The following is a 19,581-nucleotide window of genomic DNA, read 5'->3' as shown; positions in this document are numbered from 1 at the left end:
CTATGCTCGCGCCATGAGTGACGACGCACCCCTTCACCCCCTGGTCGCCGCATGGCGAGACCGGCTGGCGCTGGAGCAGCGGCGGTCGATCCACACCGTCCGTGCCTATGTCGCTACTGCCCAACGGCTGTGTGATTTCCTGATGCGCTATCATGGCGAGGTGCCAACCGCGGCCAGCCTAGGCACGCTCGGCCCGGCGGACCTGCGCGCCTTTCTGGCCGACCGGCGCGGCGATGGCCTGTCCAATGCCTCGACGGCAAGGGAATTGTCCGCCGTGCGGGGATTCCTCGCCTTTGCCGGGGGCGCGGTAGCAACCGTCCCGGCGGTGCGCGGCCCGCGGGTCAAGCGCGGCCTGCCGCGACCGGTGTCCCCGGATCAGGCAATCGATCTTGCCGGAGAGATTGCCGACACGGCGCGCGAACCCTGGATCGGTGCGCGCGACTTTGCCGTGCTCCTGCTGCTCTATGGCGCGGGCTTGCGTATCGGAGAGGCACTGTCGCTCGATGGAAGCGCACTGGACTCGCGGGACGTGCTGCGCGTCACCGGCAAACGCGGCAAGACCCGGCAGGTGCCGTTGTTGCCGCAGATACGCGAAGCGCTGGCCGATTATGTCGCGCTTTGCCCATGGCCACCCGCCAAGGGTGAGCCGCTTTTCCGGGGTGCTCGGGGCGGTCCGCTCAGCCCGGCGCTGATCCGCCGCTCGGTGCAGGGCGCGCGCCGCCGGCTCGGCCTCAGCGACCGCACCACGCCCCATGCGCTGCGCCACAGTTTTGCCACGCACCTGCTCGCCGCCGGGGCAGATCTCAGAAGTTTGCAGGAACTGCTCGGCCACGCCAGCCTGACCTCGACACAGGTCTATACAGCGGTCGATACCGCGCGCCTGCTTGACGTCTATGCGAGCGCGCATCCGCGTGCCTGAGGGCCTTGCGCTCTTGCCGCAGGCCATTACTTCTGGTTCAGACCAGCAAGAAAGGCGACCCCCCGATGACCAGCGCCTCCCCCCGGCCGGCCTTTGACCCAAGCGGTCCATGGTCGCGCCATTATGAGCATCCCTCTGAATGGGACATGCGGTTCCCGCCACTGTCGCTGCCCGACATGTTCCTCTCCTCGGCGCTGCGCTTCGGTCCCCGGCCGCTGCTCGATTTCATGGGTCGCCGCTACAGCTACACGCGGGTGGCAGAGGGCGTCCGCCGCTTTGCCGCAGGCTTGCAGGCAATGGGCGTGGGCAAGGGCGACCGGGTCGGCCTGTTCCTGCCCAATGTGCCCCATTATCTCGCGGCTTATTATGGCGCGCTGCTCGCGGGCGCGACGGTGGTCAATTTCTCGCCGCTCTATACGGTCGATGAACTGAACCATCAGGTGGAGGATTCGGGCGCGCGCCTGCTTGTCACCCTATCGGCCACGGCGCTTTTGCCCGCCGCGTTCAAGGTGTTGCAGGGATCAAGCCTTGAGCGGCTGATCGTCGGTTCGGTGGCCGGCGTGCTGCCACCGGTGAAATCGCTGGCCTATCGCCTGTTCAAGCGGGCCGAGCGGGTGGATATCCCCGACGATCCGCGCATCACCCGCTTTTCCTCGCTGATCGACAATGCCGGCTATGTCGCCGCACCTCTGATCGATCCGGAACAGGATGTGGCGCTGATCCAGTATACCGGCGGCACCACAGGTACGCCCAAGGGCGCGCGCCTGACGCACCAGAATCTCACCGCCAATGCGCGGCAGGTCAATGCGATTGACCCGGAACAAGACCGTGAGGACCGGATACTCGGCGTGCTTCCCTTTTTCCATGTGTTTGCCAATACGGCTGTGCTGAACCGCACCGTGCTCAACGGCGGGCAGATTGTCATGCTCCCCCGATTTGACGCTGCCCAGGCGCTGGCTGCCGTCCGGCGAACAAGGGTCACCGCCATGCCGGGCGTCCCGACCATGTATCAGGCGTTGCTCGATCATCCCGACATGGCGCGTACCGACTGGTCGTCTTTGCGGGTTTGCATTTCGGGCGGTGCGCCGATGGCCGCCGAGCTCAAGGCGCGGTTCGAGGCGGCGACCGGATCAAAACTGGTCGAAGGCTATGGCCTGACTGAGAGCGCGGGAGTCGTCAGCTGCAATCCTTATGAAAGTGGCGGTCGAAGCGGAACCATTGGCCAGCCAATCCCCGCGACCATGGTGCGGCTGGTGGACAAGGAAGATCCCACCCGACCGGCACCGGATGGCGAACCCGGAGAGATTGTCGTTGCCGGGCCCCAGATCATGCAGGGCTATTGGAACAGGCCCGAAGCCGATGCCGACAGCTTTGTCCGGCTGGAGAGTGGCGACTGGCTGCGCACCGGTGATGTCGGCACCATTGATTCCGACGGCTATATCCGTATCGTTGACCGGCTGAAGGACATGATCGCTGTCGGCGGGTTCAAGGTGTATCCCTCGACCATCGAAACGCTGCTTTATGCGCATCCTGCCGTCAAGGAGGCGCTGGTGATCGGCGTCCCCGATGCCTACCGCGGCGAAAGCCCGCGCGCCTATGTGACGCTCAACGCGGAGGCTCCGGGAGTCAGCGCGGCAGATCTCACTCACTGGCTCAATGATCAACTGGGCAAGCATGAACGGGTTGATGCTGTCGTGATCCGGGACAGCATGCCCAAGACGATGATCGGCAAGCTTGACCGCAAGGCATTGAGAGCGGAGATTGCCAGTCAGGATGTCGGGGAGTGATCCGGCCATGGCGATCGTTGGGGAACAGGTGATGAGCGGAGGATCGGTGTGGGCGGGACGGTGGTCATGGCTTGCAACCGCAGCCCTGTTTGCCGCCATGCTGCCTGGTCTGGCCCCGGCCACGGCGCAAACGACGTCGCCCTCACAAGATCCCTCATCATCACCGGTACCTCCGCCCTCTGCGCCGGCCGATACGGCACCGGCACGTCCGCAGACGGCACAGGACCGATTGACGACATGGCGCAAGCAGGAAGACCGTGTCCTCGCCATTGGTGAGCGCATATCGGTTGCAGCGGCCAATGCCGGCTGGTGCGATCCGGGGCAATCGCTGGGCTGGACTCTTGGAGAAATCGGCCAATATCCCAAAGACTTGCGACAGGCGGTGAAGAACCAGTGGCGATTGCCTGAAGGCGCCGTTTTGTTCGTCGCTTCGGTTGCGCCGGACGGGGCAGCGGCCCGTGCGGGAATTACGCCGGGGATGGCAATTGTCTCGCTTGCTGGTCGCTCGCCGATGCGCAATCCCTATGCCATGCCGTCGCGCCATGCACTTGAAGCGAGCGAACGGTTGATCGCGCGAAGGCTGGAAAACGGACCGCTCCAGTTCGAAACACTGGCCAATGATGGCACCCGGCGAAGCTGGGAATTGCAATCGCGCCCTGCGTGTCCGACCCGTTTCGAGCTGTCTGACGAAACCGAGGAGCAGGCCTATGCCGATGGACGTGTGGTACAGGTAACCGCCGGCATGGGCACCTATACCGACGGCAATGATGAAGAACTTGCCGCCGTCATGGCGCATGAACTGGCGCATAACATATTGCGCCATATTGCCCGCAGCCAAGAAGCGGGCACGCCGAACGACTATACCCGCTACCTCAACCGCTATTCGCGCGTTTCTCGCAAGATGGAGGAAGAAGCCGATCGCTTGTCGGTGTGGATACTCCACATTGCCGGCTATACGCCCAGCGCGCCGGTGACCTTTTGGCAGCGTTTTGGCCCCAATCATGACAGTGCGCACCCCTATGGTCGTCTGCATGATCCCTGGCGGACCCGCGTTGCTGCACTGGAGGATGAATTGCGGCTGATGCGGGCGGCGCTCGCGGCGGATCCGCAAGCCCGGCCGGCGCTGCTGGAGCTGCGTCACGTGGTCCCGATATTTGGCCAGCCCTGACGCGGCCGGCAAGCCATGGTCGCGCTGGCACCTTGATCGCCATTGCCCGGTGCTTATCTATCGAGCTCGCCAAATTTCGGGAGAATGACAATGGCCGCTGACACCGCAATTTTCGCCGGAGGCTGTTTCTGGTGCACCGAAGCGGTGTTCAAAAGCCTCGCCGGGGTAAGCGATGTAGAGAGCGGCTACATCGGCGGCTCGGTCGACAACCCGACCTACAAGGCGGTGTGCAGCGGCACAACCGGCCATGCCGAGGCTATCCGTATCGGCTTTGACCCGGACGTGATCAGCTATGACGATCTGCTTGATGTGCATTTCGCGACGCATGACCCGACCCAGCTCAACCGGCAGGGCAATGACATTGGCACGCAATATCGTACCGCCATCTTCCCGCTGAACGAGGCGCAGGAAGCATCGGCCCGGGCTGCCATCACCCGGGCACAGGCCAATCATGCCGCCCCGATCGTTACCACCATCGAACAGGGCCAATGGTGGCCGGCGGAAGAGTATCACCAAGATTATTGGGTTGGAGAGGGGCAGGGCAATCCTTATTGCCTGGCGGTCATCCCGCCCAAACTTGCGAAGCTGCGCAAGGGGTTTGCCGACCGGCTTGCCTGAACGCGACGGCACTGCGACACTGTCTTCGCCTGCACTAAATCGGTTGGCCGATCGGACGTTAACCCTTTCCGAAGGGATCGGGCGCAAAGGGGCCATTGAGGCCAGCTAACCGTCCGGGGTCCGTCAACAGGAATTCAGGAACCTGGGTTCCCCGGAAGCAACGGAGCTACACAGCAGTGAAACAGGTACGCAAGGCAGTTTTTCCGGTCGCGGGCATGGGGACCCGCTTCCTTCCCGCGACCAAGGTCGTCCCCAAGGAAATGCTGCCGATCGTTGACCGGCCGCTGATCCAATATGCCGTCGATGAGGCTATCGAAGCCGGCATCGAGCAGATGATCTTTGTCACCGGTCGCGGCAAGAATGCGATCGAGGACCATTTTGACATCGCCTATGAGCTCGAACGGACCATGGCCGACCGGGGCAAGGATGTGACCATCCTTGACGGCACCCGGCTGAAACCCGGCAACGCCGCCTTTGTCCGCCAGCAGGAACCGCTCGGTCTGGGCCATGCTATCTGGTGCGCGCGCGACATTGTCGGTGACGAGCCCTTTGCCATTTTCCTGCCCGACGAATTCATGCTCGGTACGCCCGGCAATGGCTGCATGAAGCAGATGGTCGACGCCTATGCCACCACCGGCGGCAACCTCATCTCGGTGCTCGAAGTGCCGCATGACCAGGTGTCGAGCTATGGCGTCATCGCGCCAGGCGGTCGCAATGGCGCAATCACCGAAGTGACTGGCCTTGTCGAAAAGCCAAAGGTCGAAGAGGCCCCGTCGAACCTCATCATCTCGGGCCGTTACATACTCCAGCCGGACGTTATGCGCGTGCTCGAAACACAGGCCAAGGGTGCCGGCGGTGAGATCCAGCTGACCGACGCCATGGCGCGGATGATCGGTACGCAGCCGTTCAACGCCGTGACCTTTGACGGCCGCCGCTTCGATTGCGGCTCGCACCTCGGCTATGTCGAGGCGAATGTTGCCGTTGCGCTGGAGCGGTCACATCTCGCCGATCCGCTGCGCGCCTCGATGCGGGCGATGCTGGACCGATAAGCGGCTGGGCAGGTCGCCCGACTTCGGCTAAGCCCCTGTTCATGGACCAGGGCCGACAGGAGCCAATCCTGTCTGACTTTCCTTTGAAGGGGGAAAGCCCGTGCGTCTGCTCATTGCCTGTCTTGCCGTCCTGACGATGCCGCTGCTCAGTGGCTGTATCGCGCGAACCGCTGTTGATGTTGTTACTGCCCCGGTGCGTGCCGCCGGGCAGGTGATCGACTGGACGACAACCAGCCAGGACGAGGCCGACCGTGACCTGGGGCGCCGCGTGCGCGAGCGCGAGGCCGAGATCGGTCGGCTGGAACGGCAGCGCGCCCGCGCAGCCGAACGCTGTCGGGACGGGCGGGAGGACGCGTGCCGCGATGCCGAGGACCTCGACGGTCAGATCGCCGACCTGCGCAACGCGCCGGTGGATTGAGCAATGCCCTCTCCCGCTTGCGGGAGGGAGCGTTACACCGCCGCGCGCGCCAGGCGATCGTTGATCGCCGCACCCAGCCCTTCGTGCGGGATGGGCGCAACCGCGATAGTGGCGCAATCGCTTGCTGCCCCGGCGTGAAGCGCGTCGAACAGCCGTGCCGCCGCTTCGGTCAGGTCACCGCGGCGGCTGAGGCAATAGTCGCAAGGGCCGGGACCAAAGCCTATCATGAAGGCGCCTTCGACCGGTTCGGCCTGATCGAGCAGCACTGGTTTGCCCGGCGCATAATGGCTGGCCAGTTGCCCTGGTGCACTGATCTTTCCTGACAGATCATCGGTCACCGGCACGCCCAGCCCCGCGCTGATCTCCTCCGCCGTCACCGGGCCGGGACGCAGTATCACGACATGGTCACCCATCGGCCGGACGATTGTCGATTCGAGCCCGCGGGTGCAGGTGCCGCCGTCGATCACCAGCGATAGGCGCCCGTCCAGGCTCGCCAGAACATGCCGCGCCTTGGTCGGGGAGACGCCGCCGCTCGCATTGGCGCTCGGCGCGGCGAGCGGCACGCCGGCAGCAGCGATCAGCGAACGCATCGCCGGATGCGCGGGCATCCTCAATGCAATCGTGTCGAGCCCTGCCGTGGCGATGCTGGCGACGGAGCAATCGGGGGTGCGCGGGACGACGATGGTCAACGGTCCCGGCCACCACTGGTCGGCGATCCGGGCCGCGAGGGCGTCAAATTGTCCCAGCCGCTCAGCCATCGTCCGGTCGGACACGTGCACGATCAGCGGGTTGAAGCTGGGTCGGCCCTTGGTGGCATAGATTCGCGCCACTGATTCGGCGTTGGTGGCATCGGCGGCGAGGCCATAGACTGTCTCGGTCGGCACGGCGACGCACTGACCGGCGCGGATCAGGGCCGCGCCTTCCGTTACGGCCTCGTCGCCCAGCGGCAGGCATCGGGCTGCCGGGGGCGTCTCGCCATCAGGTGGATTTGAGCCAGTCACGCTGTGGCGCTATAGCCCCGCCCGCGTCATCGCAACAGCGCATCTGCCCACCGTCCTGAAAGAGTGTCCGGTCATGAGCTATCGTCCCCCCGTCACCGAACAGCGTTTTGTCCTCGATCATGTCGTGCGGATCGGCGAGCTCGCTGCGCATGAGCGCTTCGCGGACGCCACGCCCGACATGGTCGATGCGATTGTCGAGGGGATCGGCCAGCTGGCGGAAGGGGAATATGCCCCGCTCAACCGCTTTGGTGATGTCAACAACCCCAAATGGTCGCCCACTGGCGTCACCATGCCCGAAGGGTTCAAGGCGGCGTACAAGGCCTTTGTCGAGGGCGGCTGGGGAAGCATCGACGGACCGACGGCCTATGGCGGGCAGGGCCTGCCGTTCAGCCTTGCCAATGTGATCATCGAATCGCTGGGTACCGCCAACATGGGCTTCACCCTGATCAACATCCTCACCCCCGGCGCGATCCACGCGCTGATGGCCTATGGCAGCGAGGAGCAAAAGGCGACCTGGCTGCCCAAGCTGGTGTCGGGTGAATGGAACGGCACGATGAACCTGACCGAACCGGGCGCGGGCAGCGATGTCGGTGCCTTGCGCTCGACCGCCGAGTTGGTGACCGACGGGCCGATGGCGGGCCAGTACAAGATCCGCGGCCAGAAAATCTACATCACCTTTGGCGAGCATGACCTCACCGACAATATTGTTCACCTCGTGCTCGCCCGCACGCCGGGAGCGCCCGAGGGGACGCGCGGCATTTCGCTGTTCCTCGTCCCCAAATATCGCCTTGATGCCGATGGCAGGCCGACCATCGACAATGGCGTGCGATGCCGCAGCATCGAGCACAAGCTGGGCCTGCATAACTCGCCGACCTGCGTCATGGCCTATGGCGAGGATGGTGACAGCTATGGCGAGATGATCGGTAGCGAATTTGGCGGCATGCGCGCCATGTTCGTGATGATGAACGCTGCCCGCCTGCTGGTCGGCAACCAGGGCATCCAGATCAGCGAACGCGCCACCCAGCATGCGCTGCGCTATGCCGCTGACCGGGTGCAATCGGCCCGCGCCAGCGATCCCGCCGCCGGGCCGGTGGCGATCATCGAGCATCCCGATGTCCGGCGGATGCTGCTGCGCATGAAGGCGCTGACCGAGGGTGCGCGCGCGCTGGTCTATTATGCCGCCGGACAGTCGGATCGCGGCACGCTGGGCGATGACGCCGCCCGGGCCCGCACCGATATCCTTATCCCGCTGGCCAAGGCCTGGCCGACCGACATTGGCTGCGAAGTCGCCAGCCTTGGCATCCAGATCCACGGCGGCATGGGCTTTGTCGAGGAAACCGGCGCCGCCCAGCATTATCGCGATGCCCGCATTGCCCCCATCTATGAAGGCACCAACGGCATTCAGGCGGCCGATCTTGTGGGCCGCAAGCTCAGCATGGGCAATGGCGAGCCGCTGTCCGCTCTCGTCGCCGACATTCGCGCCGGAGCGCAAGGCGAGGGCAATCTTCTCGCGCTCGCTGCAGCTTGCGCCGACGTGACCGACTGGATGCGCGCCGCCAGCGTTGATGACCGGCTTGCCGGCAGCGTCGATTATTTGGCGATGATGGCGGTGGCCACCGCCGGCTGGCTGATGCGCATCCAGCATGACGCGGCAAAGGCAGCGCTGGCCGCGGGCGAGGGCGATCCTGACTTTCTCAACGCCAAAATCGCCACCGCCCGCTTCTTCCTCGACCGCATCGTCCCCGAGGCGCTGGGCCGCAAGGCGGGTGCGACGGCTGGGGCAGCTGACCTATACAGCCTTAAGGCCAGCCAACTGGTCGCCTGAGGGGCCGTCGTCGGGGTTACGCCCCGGCAAAAAGCGGCAGGTCCTCGACCGGTTCGGCTTCCTGCACGGCAAAGCCGCTCAGGGTGACGCCCATCAGCCGGATACCGAGCGGCGGTGGCAATTCAGCGTCGAGCAATTCGGCTGACAAACGGTCAAGCGTCGCACGGTCATGCACTGTCTGTTCGGTGGTGCGTGACCGGGTGATCTGCCGGAAATCCGCAAATTTGAGCTTGAGAGTAACCGTCCGAGCCGGGCCGTCACCGCCACGCTCGCTGCGTTCCCACACCGCATCATTGATCATCGCCAGAGCACGGTGCAGTTCCTCGGGCTCGGTCAAATCAGTCTCGAATGTCCGTTCGGCGCCAAGGGATTTGCGTTGCCGGTCCTCGCGAACCGGCCGTTCATCAATGCCATGCGCCATCGCCAGCAGCCAGTCGGCGCTGGACTTGAACTCTTTCGCAAGTTCCTCGCGCGGGCAGGCGGCGAGGCTCGCGACGCTGTGCAGGCCCATCGCTTCGAGCCGCCCCGCCGTCACTGGTCCAACGCCGTGCAGCCGCCGCACCGACAATGTCTGGACAAAGGCCGCCTCCTGCCCCGGTGGCACGATGGTCAGCCCATCGGGCTTGTTCTGGTCCGACGCCAGCTTGGCGATCAGCTTGTTGGTCGAAACCCCGGCGGATGCGGTCAGCCCTGTGACCTCGCGGATGCGGGCGCGGATATGGCGGGCAGTCGCCGTCGCGCTGCCGAATCCGCCCTTGTCGCTGCTGACATCCAGATAGGCCTCATCGAGAGACAGCGGCTCGACGGCATCGGCGACTTCGTGAAAGATGGCGCGTATCTGTTGCGATACAGCGCGATAGACGTCGAACCGGGGCTTGACGAAGATCAGGTCCGGGCATTGGCGCGCGGCTGTGACCGAAGGCATCGCTGATCGCACGCCAAATTTGCGCGCCTCATAACTTGCCGCTGCCACCACCCCGCGTTTGCTCGATCCGCCGACCGCTACCGGTCGCCCGCGCAAGGCGGGATTATCCCGCTGCTCCACCGATGCGTAAAAGGCATCCATATCGACATGGATGATTTTGCGCAGGCCAGGCAATGGCTTTGAATGCGGGGCGGACATGGCGGAATGTTCCTACCATGTTCACCCTTGCCATTCAAATGCGCAGGACGGGGACCATTGATTAGAGACTGTCGATCAACGCCTTGCCGAGTGCCGCAGCCAGCGCGTTGCGCACTTCCACCGCCCGCGCTCCGTTCAATATCTGGTCGACCGTCGCATTGTCGATATATTCGCATTCCAACAGGCAGGCGCGACAATCATTGCGGGTGGTGCCCAACTTTGCGTCACGCAGCACGCCCAGTGCGGTCATTTTGACGCCTTGCGGGGGGCGATAGGTCTCGCCATTGGTCGTGGCGGTATACGCGTTCGACCGATATTTCGCGCCGGGATCAAAAGCCTTCAATGTCTCGACAAAGGCGGTGACAATGCGCGACGCATAAGCCGCATCTTCCGCTACATTGACGTTGCGCACGCCTGACGCTGGCACCCCGGGCCCTTCCTGGGGATAGGATTTGCCGGCGATTACCTTGTAGACAGGGCGCATATATTTGCGGTCAATGAATGCCTCGCTGCCACGCACTTTCGCGGCAGGATTATCCGGATGACCATTGCAATGGATGCTGAGGAACAGGTCGGCATCGCTGTCTGCCGCCACCTGTGCCCGGTCAGACAGGCCCAAATTTTCGTCCTTGTCGCGGGTCAGCACGACCTTGACTGCCTTGCCCTTGCTTGCCGCATAGGCCTTTGCCGAGCCGTGGAGAAGGGAATAGCGCAGCCGTTTTGCCAGATCGAGCGTAAAGTCCTTTTCCTTCACGCCCGACACCGATGTGGCGTTGTTGGCGCTGCTGTCGCCAATTTCCTTGGAGCCACCGTGACCCGGATCAATAACAATCGTGGCCATTTCCATTTTCCCCGCCATGGTCTTTCCCGGTGGCACAATGGCAATTCATGGACGTGCTGTCTGTGACCATGGTCACGGCGACAGATCAGTCCCTTGCACCGCGCCCGCTCTTGAACCGCTGCCAGCTGGCGGACACGAAATGGCCACGCTGCCAAGCCAGGAACAGGGCGGCAAGGCCCATCGCGGTGCAGACCACCATCGCCGGGAGCGAGGCTTCGGCGCCAAAATCGCCACCGGTCAGCAGCGGGTGGCCCTGCATCTGGCTGGCAATCAGTCCGCGGGTTTCCCCGCCTGAAACCGCCACGCCGAAAATGCCGCCTTGCGTGAAGTTCCACGCCATGTGCAGGCCAATCACTGCCCAGAGCCGCCGGGTCAGCATATAGAGGGCGCCGAGCAATATGCCTGCCTCCAGCGCGATGGCGGCGGACGACAGCCATGTTGCGGCGGGGTTGGCGATATGCGCGAGGCCGAACAGGGCCGAGGTGAAAACCAGCGCGAACCAACTGCCCAGCCATTGTTCGGTGAAGCGGAACAGGATGCCCCGGAACAAAATCTCTTCCCACACGCCAGCCATGATCGCCATGCCGAGTACCGGGACGAGCACGCTTACCGGATTGGTGCCGGTGATGACATAGCCGCCCAGCACGGCAATCACCCCGATGCTCAGCGCCATCGCGGCGAAGCCCAGCACGACGCCGGTGCCCCATTCGCGCAGTGCCCCGCCTGTTGCCAGGTCGGTGACCGGCTTGCGCTCGACATAGCGGACGAACAGCCAATAGACGCCCGTTGCGACGACGGCGACAGCACAGCTCAGCCCCAAGCTCAGCCACATGTTGCCGCCAACCTGCCGGTGGATCTGGTTGCCGATAATGCCGATGCCGATCACCGAGCCGATTACCATCACCGCCGAAATGATCATCAATACAAAGGGGTGCGCGATGATCCGCCGACCCAGACTTTCGGTATCAATGGAACCCATCAGTCCGCTCCTCGTCATTCCAATCCGTATTGCTTTAATAATACACTAGCGGACAGCGCCGGCATGTCCAGCATCATTTTGCAGTCGAAATGATGGTTGTTTTTGCAGGGGCCCAGGTCGCACTCGCCTTGACGCCCCGCGTCCGCCGTGGCATTTGCCCGCCTCGCCCGGAGCGATGAGCGGGTATAGCATAGTGGTAATGCTCTAGCCTTCCAAGCTAGCTAGAGGGGTTCGATTCCCCTTACCCGCTCCAGGCACTCTTTCCGGGCTTTGCGACAATTTGCGACAATTTTCCGCTTTGCTGACACATGGCTGTGACGGCTGTGGCCGATAGCCTGTCTCAGGCGGCGGTGTTATCCCCCGTTGCGCCGCCGCCGCAGGAGAATTGACCAATGAAAACTATCGTGAAAATCAGCATCGGTGCAGCAGCGCTTGCCTTGACCGCTGGCGGTGTCGCCATGGCCCAGCAGGGTGATCGGCGATCCATGTCGGCGGACGCCAACAATGACGGCAATGTCACCCGCGCCGAGGCGCAGGCCGCTGCCACCGCGCGCTTTGCCCGGATGGATGCCAATGATGATGGCCGTCTGACTTCTGAGGACAGGGGTGCAGCGCGTGAACGTCGCCATGGTGAAATGTTCACCGCTATGGACAGTGACCGCAACGGTTCCATCAGCCGTGCCGAATGGGACGCTCATCATGCCCGGATGGCCGAACGACGCGCTGCCCGCGCTGATGATGACGATGACAGGCGCGAACATCGCGGTCGTGGTCGTGGCCGTGACGACATGCACGGCCGGGCGGGCGGTGAAGACCGTGGGATGTCCATGATGCGCCGCGCCGACACCAACAATGACAATGCGGTGGACCGCGCCGAATTCCTCGCCGCCGCCGAGAGCCGCTTCCAGCGCGCGGACGCCAACAATGACGGCACGATAAGCGCCGCCGAGCGCCAAGCCATGCGTGAGCGTATGGGTGAGCGGCGGCAGGAGCGTCGCGAACGACGCGGTGATGATGACCGCCGGTCAACACCGTCACCGGCCACTGGCACCAACTGACGCTGGCATCTGCCCAGCCTTTCCTCTCTCCCCGCTTCCCGTCCGGCGCCTGCGACCCCGTCAGGCGCCGGGCATCATCCCCCGGTCCGGCCGCCCCCATGCCTGACCGGGGGCTTTGTTTCCCAGCCACAGCCGCTAATGATGGCGACAATGACCGACCAGCCGACCCGCCTTCTCCTTGTTGATGACGAAAGCTCTATCCGTGAGCCGCTTGGCGAGTATCTCACCGGTCAGGGTTTTGTGGTGGACAGCGCCGCCAGCGCGGCAGAGGCCCGCTCGCTGCTGTTGTCGGGCAGTTATGACCTGGTGATCAGCGACATCATGATGCCGGGGGAGGATGGCCTGTCGCTCACCCGTCACCTGCGTGAAGTGCACAGACTTCCGGTCATTTTGCTGACCGCGCGCAGCGAAGAGACGGAGCGGGTCATTGGCCTGGAGATTGGCGCTGACGACTATGTCGTCAAACCCTTTGGCCCGCGTGAGCTGGTCGCCCGTATCCGCGCCGTCTTGCGCCGTGCCGCCGCCGAACAGCGTGTCGCCGCCGAAGGGGAGGGCGAAATCTATCGCTTTGGCGACTGGGCGCTGTCGACCACCGAACGCGGCCTGCGCCATGGCGACGGGCGCGAGGTCGCCCTGTCGACCGGTGAATATCAACTGCTGCTGGCGCTGGTCCGCCATCCCCGGCAGGTGATGAGCCGTGACCGGTTGCTCGACATTGTCAGGGGGCGTGACGCTGATGTGTTTGACCGTTCGATCGACAATCTCATCAGCCGGCTTCGCCGCAAGATCGAGGATGATTCGCGTGAGCCGCATCTGATCAAGACCGTATGGGGTGGCGGTTATACTTTTGGCGCTGAAGTGCGCCGCAGCGGGGGCTGATGCCACGGATTGGTCCACGCAGTCTCGCCGGCCAGTTAATGCTGGTGACGGCGATTGCCCTGATGTTGGCGCAGGCGATCAACCTCGCGCTGCTTGTCCAGAGTCAGCGGCACGAACGGGTCGCAGCCATCGCCGCCGGTGCGGCCGCCCAGATCGGTGAGGCTCGCGAACGGCTGGAACTGGGTGTCCCTGTGGACCGCCGCGGCGGTTTCCGGCGCGACCGCAGGGATGATGATGGACGGCGCGGACGCGACCGAATTGATGATGATGACGATGATGACCGGCGGCCTGAGGACATGCGCCGCCGCCGCGTCCTGATTGATGATGTTCCCCGCTTTCGGCCCGAAATGAACGAGTGGCCAGAGCTTGCCTACCGCGTGAGCCGCCACCTCGCTGACAATGGCGTTGCTGTGCAGGACGTCCGCGCCGCCCATATGGACGCCCCAGCGCCGATCGCGGCAATGATGGCCCGCCCGCGTGGGGCACAGATTGTCGCGGTGGCGGCACGTCTCGATGATGGCCGCTGGATCACCATTCGTGCCCGTCTGCCCGGTGCCGCGCCGTGGCTGGGCAACATGCTGCTCGTTCAGACGCTGATATTGTTCGCTTTACTGCTTGGTCCCTTGCTGTTCGTTGCATGGCGCGTATCGCGGCCGCTCTCCCGCCTGGCCCAGGCTGCTAGCGATACCCGGCCCGGTGTCGAGGCAGAGGCGGTGAGGGAATCGGGACCGGAGGATGTCCGTGCGTTGACCCGCGCCTTCAACGCCATGCGCCGCCGCATCCACGCCATGCTCAGCGAAAAGGATCATATGCTCGGCGCCATCGGCCATGACCTGCGAACCCCGCTGGCCTCCCTGCGGGTGCGGGTGGAGCAGGTGGAGGATGAGGCACTGCGTGACCGGATGGCCGCCACCATCACCGATATGGCGGCGATGCTTGACGACATTCTCTCGCTCGCCCGGGCCGGCCAGCCGGTCGAACAACCTGAACCGACGGATCTTGCCGCCATGATCGGGGCGATAGCCGAGGATTATCAGGCGATGGGCCGCCCGGTCACGCTGGCTGCGGAGGGAGCGCTGGTCAGCCGTCGCATTCGCCCATCGTCGATGCGCCGGGCGATCCGCAATCTGGTGGACAACGCGGTGACCTATGGCGGGTCAGCCGAACTCGGCTTGTCACGGGGCAGTGACGGCAGCGTGACGATCAGCGTCGATGATAAAGGCCCCGGCATCCCCGCGCACCGCATGGCGGACATGCTCGAACCCTTTGCCCGGATGGAACAGTCACGCAACCGCAACACTGGTGGCTCCGGCCTTGGTCTCACCCTCGCCCGGGCCATCGCCCAGGCGGAAGGCGGCACGCTGACGCTAGGCAACCGCCCGACTGGCGGCCTCTCCGCAAGGATCACCTTACCGCCCGAAGGCTAAGAGCCCCGCTCAGATGTAGAGCGCGACCCCCTGTCCGCCCATCGACACCAACCGCCGGTCGGCGTCGAAAATATACATGTCCTGCGCCGAAAAACCCCTGCGGACATGGTGGGACCGGGTGACCAGCAGCCACCAGCCATCGGTGGTCACCGGGTGATCGGTCAGAAAATGCTGGATCCAGGTCGATGAACTGATTGGGCCGAACTGGTGGAACGCCGTCATGGCAGCCGGCGGCAGGGCATCGGCCAGCGCCAGCAGGGCAATGTGCGGGTCACAGGCCGGCTGGTCGATCCACTTCACCCAAGTGACGATCAACGCCTCGTCCTTGCCATGGCCAAAACCGCGCCCGCTCACCGGCCGCATCTCGAACTTGCGGGTGAAGCTGGGCCGCGCCGGATGCTCGGGCACACATTCGAGCTGGTCGGGCTCACGTATTTCGGGCGGCAGGATCTGCTCCAGGTCCACATGGCTCTCACGCGGCTTCATGAAGCTGAACACCGCATTGGTGCCATAACCCGATTCCGACACCAGATCGGCACCGACAAAGCGGCTCGACTTTGACTGGCGCAGCATTCGCGTCGTTACGTCGCACTCCCCGCCGACCGGACCGATGAAGCTGATCTGGGCGGTGCGCAAGGGCGCGTCGCCGGGATGCTCGACCATCGCCGAGTGCAACGCGGCAGCGGCGGAAATGCCGCCATAGGCCGTGCGCCCCTGCATCCAGTCGCTGCCGATATGATAATGCCGCTTGCCATCGCCGGCCGTGCCAGCCGCCAGCAATTCGTCCAGCGACAGCACGGCTTCACTGGCCTTTACGTCCGTTTCGCTCATGCCTCAGTCTCAGCCCTCGACCGTGAAGGTCAGGCCGGCATGGTCCTGCAACCGCTTGACGAGCGCATCGCCCAGCAGTGCGCCCGGCGTCCACACGCCGCCCGGCTTGTCGGTCGAGAGGAGGGCGATGCCCGCTTCGGCCAGCATCTTGGACGTTGAGCCATAGCCGGGGTCCTTGTCGCCCTTGATCGACAGGCGCGCGGTGCGGCCATCGGGATATTCGGCAACGAACATCACGTCATAATTGCCGTTGTCGCGCTCCTCCTTGGTCGGGCCTTCGCCCGGCTTGGGGTCATTGGGTGTGCCGATCATCGGGGTGGAGGCGACGAACTTGGCCGCTGCCTCGCCCTGATCACCGGGGCCGGTCAGCAGCATTTCGTCATAGACAAAGTCGCTGCCCCAGGCATGGCCGAGCAGGGCGTTGGAGCGATGGACATTCTTGGTGTTGATCGTCGCCATGATGAACGGCGCCGCCCAGCTGCCCAGCGCCTCGTCATATTCGGGCTGGTCGCCGCGCGGCTGTTCCGGCCCTTCAAAGCCCGGTGTCAGGCCGAACGGGCTGGCGAGGATGGCGATGATGCTGCGGTCCTTGGCCGCCGCTTCCATCGTGGCGCGCAGGCTGTAGGCGGTACCGCCAGAGAATTTGCCGTTCATCGCCCGCACCCGGCCCTTGATGCGCGGGGCAGGGGCGCCAAAGCGGCGGACGCATTCGGCCTGCAACTGCTGCACGCCCAGATCGAAGGGGATCGAGTCAAATCCGCAGGAGAAGGTGATGTGCGCACCGCTCGCCTTGGCGGCGGCATCATGCTGGTCGATCATCTGGCGCATCCACGCCGGCTCGCCGCACAGGTCGACATAGCCGGTGCCATTGGCGACACAGCTCGCGACCAGCTCATTGCCATAGAGCTGATAAGGGCCAACGGTAGTAACGATCACCCGCGCCGCCTTGGTCATCGCGTCGAGCGAGACGGGGTCATTGGCGTCGGCCTTGACCAGCGGTGTGTCGGCCGGTGCGCCGATCAGGTCGCGCACCTCTTTCAGCTTCTCAAGGCTGCGACCGGCCATCGCCCAGCTCGGGGCATCGGCCTTGCCACCATATTCCTGCACCAGATATTCGGCGACCAGCCGACCGGTATAGCCGGTCGCGCCATAGACGATCAGGTCATAGGTCCGGGGGGTGTCTGCCATGTCTCATCGCTCCCATATCCGGCGCGCAGCCGAAAAGATTTCATAACGCAACTGGCCCGAATGATGGCCTCAGCGCAAGCGAAAATCAGGAATGAATGGATGCCGCAGCGTCAGCCCTGCATCCGCCGTCTGTTGACTACAGCCTTGGCAAGGTTACCCCGCGCTGGCCCATATATTTGCCCGCCCGGTCAGCATAGCTCGTCTCACAGGGCTCATTCCCCTTGAGGAACAAGAACTGGCAGGCCCCCTCATTTGCGTAAATCTTCGCGGGCAGGGGGGTGGTGTTGGAAAATTCCAGCGTCACATGCCCCTCCCAGCCGGGTTCGAGCGGCGTGACGTTCACGATGATCCCGCACCGCGCATAGGTCGACTTGCCAAGGCAGATGACCAGCACGTCGCGCGGCACACGGAAATATTCGACCGTGCGGGCGAGTGCAAAGCTGTTCGGCGGGATGACGCAACAGTCGGTTTCCATGTCAACAAAGCTGTTCGGGTCAAACTGCTTGGGGTCGACCACCGTCGAATGGACGTTGGTGAAAATCTTGAATTCGGGGGCTACGCGCGCGTCATAGCCATAGGAAGACAGGCCATAGCTGATGCATCCGTCGCGGCGCTGCGCCTCGACGAATGGCTCGATCATGCCATGCTCTTGCGCCTGCTCGCGGATCCACTTGTCCGACAAAATTGCCATATGTCCCCCAGCCTCATTCGACACCCAGATCGCCCGGCCCAAAGGCATGGGGCAGCAACTCACTCATCCGATGGCTTTCGACCACCGCGCCATCGGCCGAACTGCAATGCACGATGATGTCGCGTCCGCCAAGGCTTGCCGCCTCATGGATCATCTGCCGGCAACGACCGCAGGGATAGATCGCGTCGCCGCCGGCAATCGATCCATCGGTCTGCAACGCGCCGCCGATCACCGCCACCTCGACCACCCGGCGCAAATCGCCCTCGCAATTGGCCCGTGCCAGCGCCACTGTCTCGGCGCACAGCGTCAGGCCATAGCTGGCATTCTCGAAATTGGTCCCGGTGACCACCCGCCCGTCATCGAGCAACAGCGCCGCCCCCACGCCAAAGCGGGAATAGGGGGCATGGGCGTTGGCCGCTGCTGCCTTGGCCGCCGCGATCAGTTGGTCACGTGTCATTCGCCCTCTCCCGCATCGCCCGCGACATGGCGGCCTTCATTAAGCACCAGCCACCGCGTCGGCCCGGTCGATCCTGCTACCTTCAGCGTGTCATTGGCTTGCCAGATTATCCAGTCCGGCCCTTCTGTCGCTGGTTCGGCCCGGTTGCTGCGTAACCACAAAGGCCGGTTGATTGCTTCGCTGACGCTATACTCGCTCTCGAACGCCCTGTCCGGCGCGATGATCGCGGCCTTGCCCATATGCGTTTCCAGCTGGTTGAGAAAGGTCGACAATTCGGTCAGCAGCAGAGCCCGGGTCGGTTTCCTCGGGCAGGCCTCGTCGAGGTCGAGGATGATCGCGGTGGGCAGCGCGTCTCGGTCGCGCGGCACCAGCCGGACAAAACCGTCGGCCTGCTGGCTGGCAAGGGTGCACAGCCCGAAGTGATGGATCGCGCCGACGCGGAACCCCGATGCCCGGGCAGCCGCCTGCTCGCGGGTAAAGGCGGAATTGGCCCGGCCTGTGCCGTCGGTTGCGTCTATATAAGCGAAATTGGCACCTTGGCTGGCCAGGCTCGGCCAGCTGACCGGCGCGTTTTCGGGGCCGATCGCCACGCCCTGCATCGGCCATTCGCTGCGGTCGGGCCGCCAGCCATTGGCCCAGACCTTCCAGCCGATCACAACAGCGCCGGCCAGCAGCATCAGCAGCACCAGACGGATCATCCAGCGGCGGACAGGGGAAATGGCGGCACTCATCCCTTGATGTGCAGCACACAAATCAGCGTGAACAGGCGCCGCGCCGTGTCGAAATCCAGTTCGACCTTGCCGTCGAGCCGTTCCATCAGCAGCTCCGCGGATTCATTGTGGACGGCGCGCCTTGCCATATCGACCGTCTCGATCTGGTCGGCGGTCGATGTGCGGATCGCCTGATAATAGCTGTCGCATATGGCGAAATAGTCGCGGATCGGACGGCGGAACCGGCCGAGGCTGAGGATGATTGTTTCGTGCGGGGTGCCGTCCTCACGGCCAATGGCCAGGACCAGCCGGCCTTCCTCGACCGATATCGCCAGTTTCCACGGCCCCGCATAGCCATCACCCATGTCGCGCAACGGCTTGAAATGATTGCCTTCCAACAGATCGAAAATGGCAATGCGCCGCTCCTGCTCGACATCGGCATTGCGCCAGATGATCGTCGCTTCGTCGAGTGTCACGTCAATGATGCGGGGGTCGGCCATGGTTGCCGCCCTTTTTGCCCAAGGACTGCGACCGCGCAAGGCCATCCCCCGATCTGTCCACAGCTAAATTGCCTCAGCGGGCGGGGCATCGCTTGCGCAGTCCCGCCCGGCC

The 19,581-nt window shown here is 64.1% G+C and carries 20 protein-coding genes and 1 tRNA gene; 11 read left to right on the top strand and 10 right to left on the bottom strand.

Features of this window, described 5'->3' with window-relative positions; translation table 11 throughout:
* Positions 1-13 precede the first annotated feature (13 nt).
* The 6 genes from GV829_RS13090 (at position 14) to GV829_RS13065 (ending at position 5,959) form a co-directional block, all read left to right on the top strand.
* Positions 14-919 (top strand): tyrosine recombinase XerC, encoded by a 906-nt coding sequence (locus GV829_RS13090; RefSeq protein ID WP_169947331.1) that lies wholly within the window; start codon positions 14-16, stop codon positions 917-919.
* Positions 920-984: 65 nt separating this feature from the next.
* Positions 985-2,706: a long-chain-fatty-acid--CoA ligase gene (locus GV829_RS13085; protein ID WP_169947330.1), complete on the top strand. Its 1,722-nt coding sequence runs from the start codon at positions 985-987 to the stop codon at positions 2,704-2,706.
* Positions 2,707-2,713: 7 nt separating this feature from the next.
* Positions 2,714-3,874 (top strand): M48 family metalloprotease, encoded by a 1,161-nt coding sequence (locus GV829_RS13080; RefSeq protein WP_169947329.1) that lies wholly within the window; start codon positions 2,714-2,716, stop codon positions 3,872-3,874.
* 90 nt (positions 3,875-3,964) lie between these two features.
* Positions 3,965-4,492 (top strand): peptide-methionine (S)-S-oxide reductase MsrA, encoded by a 528-nt coding sequence (msrA, locus tag GV829_RS13075; RefSeq protein WP_169947326.1) that lies wholly within the window; start codon positions 3,965-3,967, stop codon positions 4,490-4,492.
* A 176-nt stretch (positions 4,493-4,668) separates the two neighbouring features.
* Complete coding sequence (gene galU, locus GV829_RS13070) at positions 4,669-5,541, top strand: UTP--glucose-1-phosphate uridylyltransferase GalU (protein WP_169947324.1); 873 nt, start codon at positions 4,669-4,671, stop codon at positions 5,539-5,541.
* Between the two features lie 100 nt (positions 5,542-5,641).
* The gene (locus tag GV829_RS13065; RefSeq protein ID WP_246202887.1) at positions 5,642-5,959 is read left to right on the top strand and encodes a hypothetical protein; all 318 of its coding nucleotides are present in this window, start codon (positions 5,642-5,644) and stop codon (positions 5,957-5,959) included.
* A gap of 32 nt (positions 5,960-5,991) precedes the next feature.
* On the opposite strand, the gene GV829_RS13060 is transcribed toward GV829_RS13065, so the two are convergent.
* Positions 5,992-6,960, bottom strand: coding sequence for an L-threonylcarbamoyladenylate synthase (locus GV829_RS13060; protein WP_425505417.1), 969 nt, complete (start codon positions 6,958-6,960; stop codon positions 5,992-5,994).
* Positions 6,961-7,033: 73 nt separating this feature from the next.
* Between GV829_RS13060 and GV829_RS13055 the strand changes: the two genes are divergently transcribed.
* Positions 7,034-8,785 carry an acyl-CoA dehydrogenase gene (locus GV829_RS13055; protein WP_169947322.1) on the top strand — a complete coding sequence of 584 codons (1,752 nt, stop codon included), beginning with the start codon at positions 7,034-7,036 and terminating at the stop codon, positions 8,783-8,785.
* A 16-nt stretch (positions 8,786-8,801) separates the two neighbouring features.
* Here the strand turns inward: GV829_RS13055 and dinB are convergent, their stop codons facing one another.
* The 3 genes from dinB to GV829_RS13040 all read right to left on the bottom strand — a co-directional run bounded on the left by dinB (position 8,802) and on the right by GV829_RS13040 (position 11,728).
* Positions 8,802-9,908: a DNA polymerase IV gene (gene dinB / locus GV829_RS13050; RefSeq protein ID WP_169947320.1), complete on the bottom strand. Its 1,107-nt coding sequence runs from the start codon at positions 9,906-9,908 to the stop codon at positions 8,802-8,804.
* 61 nt (positions 9,909-9,969) lie between these two features.
* Positions 9,970-10,755 carry an N-acetylmuramoyl-L-alanine amidase gene (locus GV829_RS13045; RefSeq protein WP_169947318.1) on the bottom strand — a complete coding sequence of 262 codons (786 nt, stop codon included), beginning with the start codon at positions 10,753-10,755 and terminating at the stop codon, positions 9,970-9,972.
* 79 nt (positions 10,756-10,834) lie between these two features.
* On the bottom strand, positions 10,835-11,728 hold the full coding sequence (locus GV829_RS13040) for a CPBP family intramembrane glutamic endopeptidase (RefSeq protein WP_169947316.1): 894 nt from the start codon (positions 11,726-11,728) through the stop codon (positions 10,835-10,837).
* Positions 11,729-11,907: 179 nt separating this feature from the next.
* Here GV829_RS13040 and GV829_RS13035 point away from each other — a divergent pair.
* The 4 genes from GV829_RS13035 to GV829_RS13020 all read left to right on the top strand — a co-directional run bounded on the left by GV829_RS13035 (position 11,908) and on the right by GV829_RS13020 (position 15,092).
* A tRNA-Gly gene (locus GV829_RS13035) sits at positions 11,908-11,981 on the top strand.
* Between the two features lie 139 nt (positions 11,982-12,120).
* Positions 12,121-12,786 (top strand): EF-hand domain-containing protein, encoded by a 666-nt coding sequence (locus GV829_RS13030; RefSeq protein ID WP_169947314.1) that lies wholly within the window; start codon positions 12,121-12,123, stop codon positions 12,784-12,786.
* Positions 12,787-12,936: 150 nt separating this feature from the next.
* A complete protein-coding gene (locus GV829_RS13025; RefSeq protein WP_169947312.1) occupies positions 12,937-13,665 on the top strand; it encodes a response regulator in 729 nt (242 codons plus the stop codon).
* Complete coding sequence (locus GV829_RS13020; RefSeq protein ID WP_169947310.1) at positions 13,665-15,092, top strand: ATP-binding protein; 1,428 nt, start codon at positions 13,665-13,667, stop codon at positions 15,090-15,092. The genes GV829_RS13025 and GV829_RS13020 overlap by 1 nt, the downstream gene beginning before the upstream one ends.
* Positions 15,093-15,101: 9 nt before the next feature.
* Here the strand turns inward: GV829_RS13020 and GV829_RS13015 are convergent, their stop codons facing one another.
* The 6 genes from GV829_RS13015 to GV829_RS12990 all read right to left on the bottom strand — a co-directional run bounded on the left by GV829_RS13015 (position 15,102) and on the right by GV829_RS12990 (position 19,469).
* Positions 15,102-15,923 carry an acyl-CoA thioesterase gene (locus GV829_RS13015; protein ID WP_169947308.1) on the bottom strand — a complete coding sequence of 274 codons (822 nt, stop codon included), beginning with the start codon at positions 15,921-15,923 and terminating at the stop codon, positions 15,102-15,104.
* Between the two features lie 9 nt (positions 15,924-15,932).
* Positions 15,933-17,111, bottom strand: coding sequence for a saccharopine dehydrogenase family protein (locus GV829_RS13010; protein ID WP_169947306.1), 1,179 nt, complete (start codon positions 17,109-17,111; stop codon positions 15,933-15,935).
* A 136-nt stretch (positions 17,112-17,247) separates the two neighbouring features.
* Complete coding sequence (dcd, locus tag GV829_RS13005) at positions 17,248-17,802, bottom strand: dCTP deaminase (protein WP_169947304.1); 555 nt, start codon at positions 17,800-17,802, stop codon at positions 17,248-17,250.
* Between the two features lie 13 nt (positions 17,803-17,815).
* The gene (locus tag GV829_RS13000; RefSeq protein ID WP_169947302.1) at positions 17,816-18,259 is read right to left on the bottom strand and encodes a cytidine deaminase; all 444 of its coding nucleotides are present in this window, start codon (positions 18,257-18,259) and stop codon (positions 17,816-17,818) included.
* Complete coding sequence (locus tag GV829_RS12995) at positions 18,256-18,990, bottom strand: GH25 family lysozyme (protein ID WP_169947300.1); 735 nt, start codon at positions 18,988-18,990, stop codon at positions 18,256-18,258. The genes GV829_RS13000 and GV829_RS12995 overlap by 4 nt, the downstream gene beginning before the upstream one ends.
* Positions 18,987-19,469 (bottom strand): UPF0262 family protein, encoded by a 483-nt coding sequence (locus tag GV829_RS12990; protein WP_169947298.1) that lies wholly within the window; start codon positions 19,467-19,469, stop codon positions 18,987-18,989. Before GV829_RS12990 ends, GV829_RS12995 begins: the two co-directional genes overlap by 4 nt.
* Between the last annotated feature and the right edge of the window lie 112 nt (positions 19,470-19,581).

Origin of the sequence: Sphingomonas lacunae, assembly GCF_012979535.1 — a bacterium.
Lineage (GTDB): Bacteria > Pseudomonadota > Alphaproteobacteria > Sphingomonadales > Sphingomonadaceae > Sphingopyxis > Sphingopyxis lacunae.
This window is presented reverse-complemented; position numbering and strand designations above follow the sequence as displayed.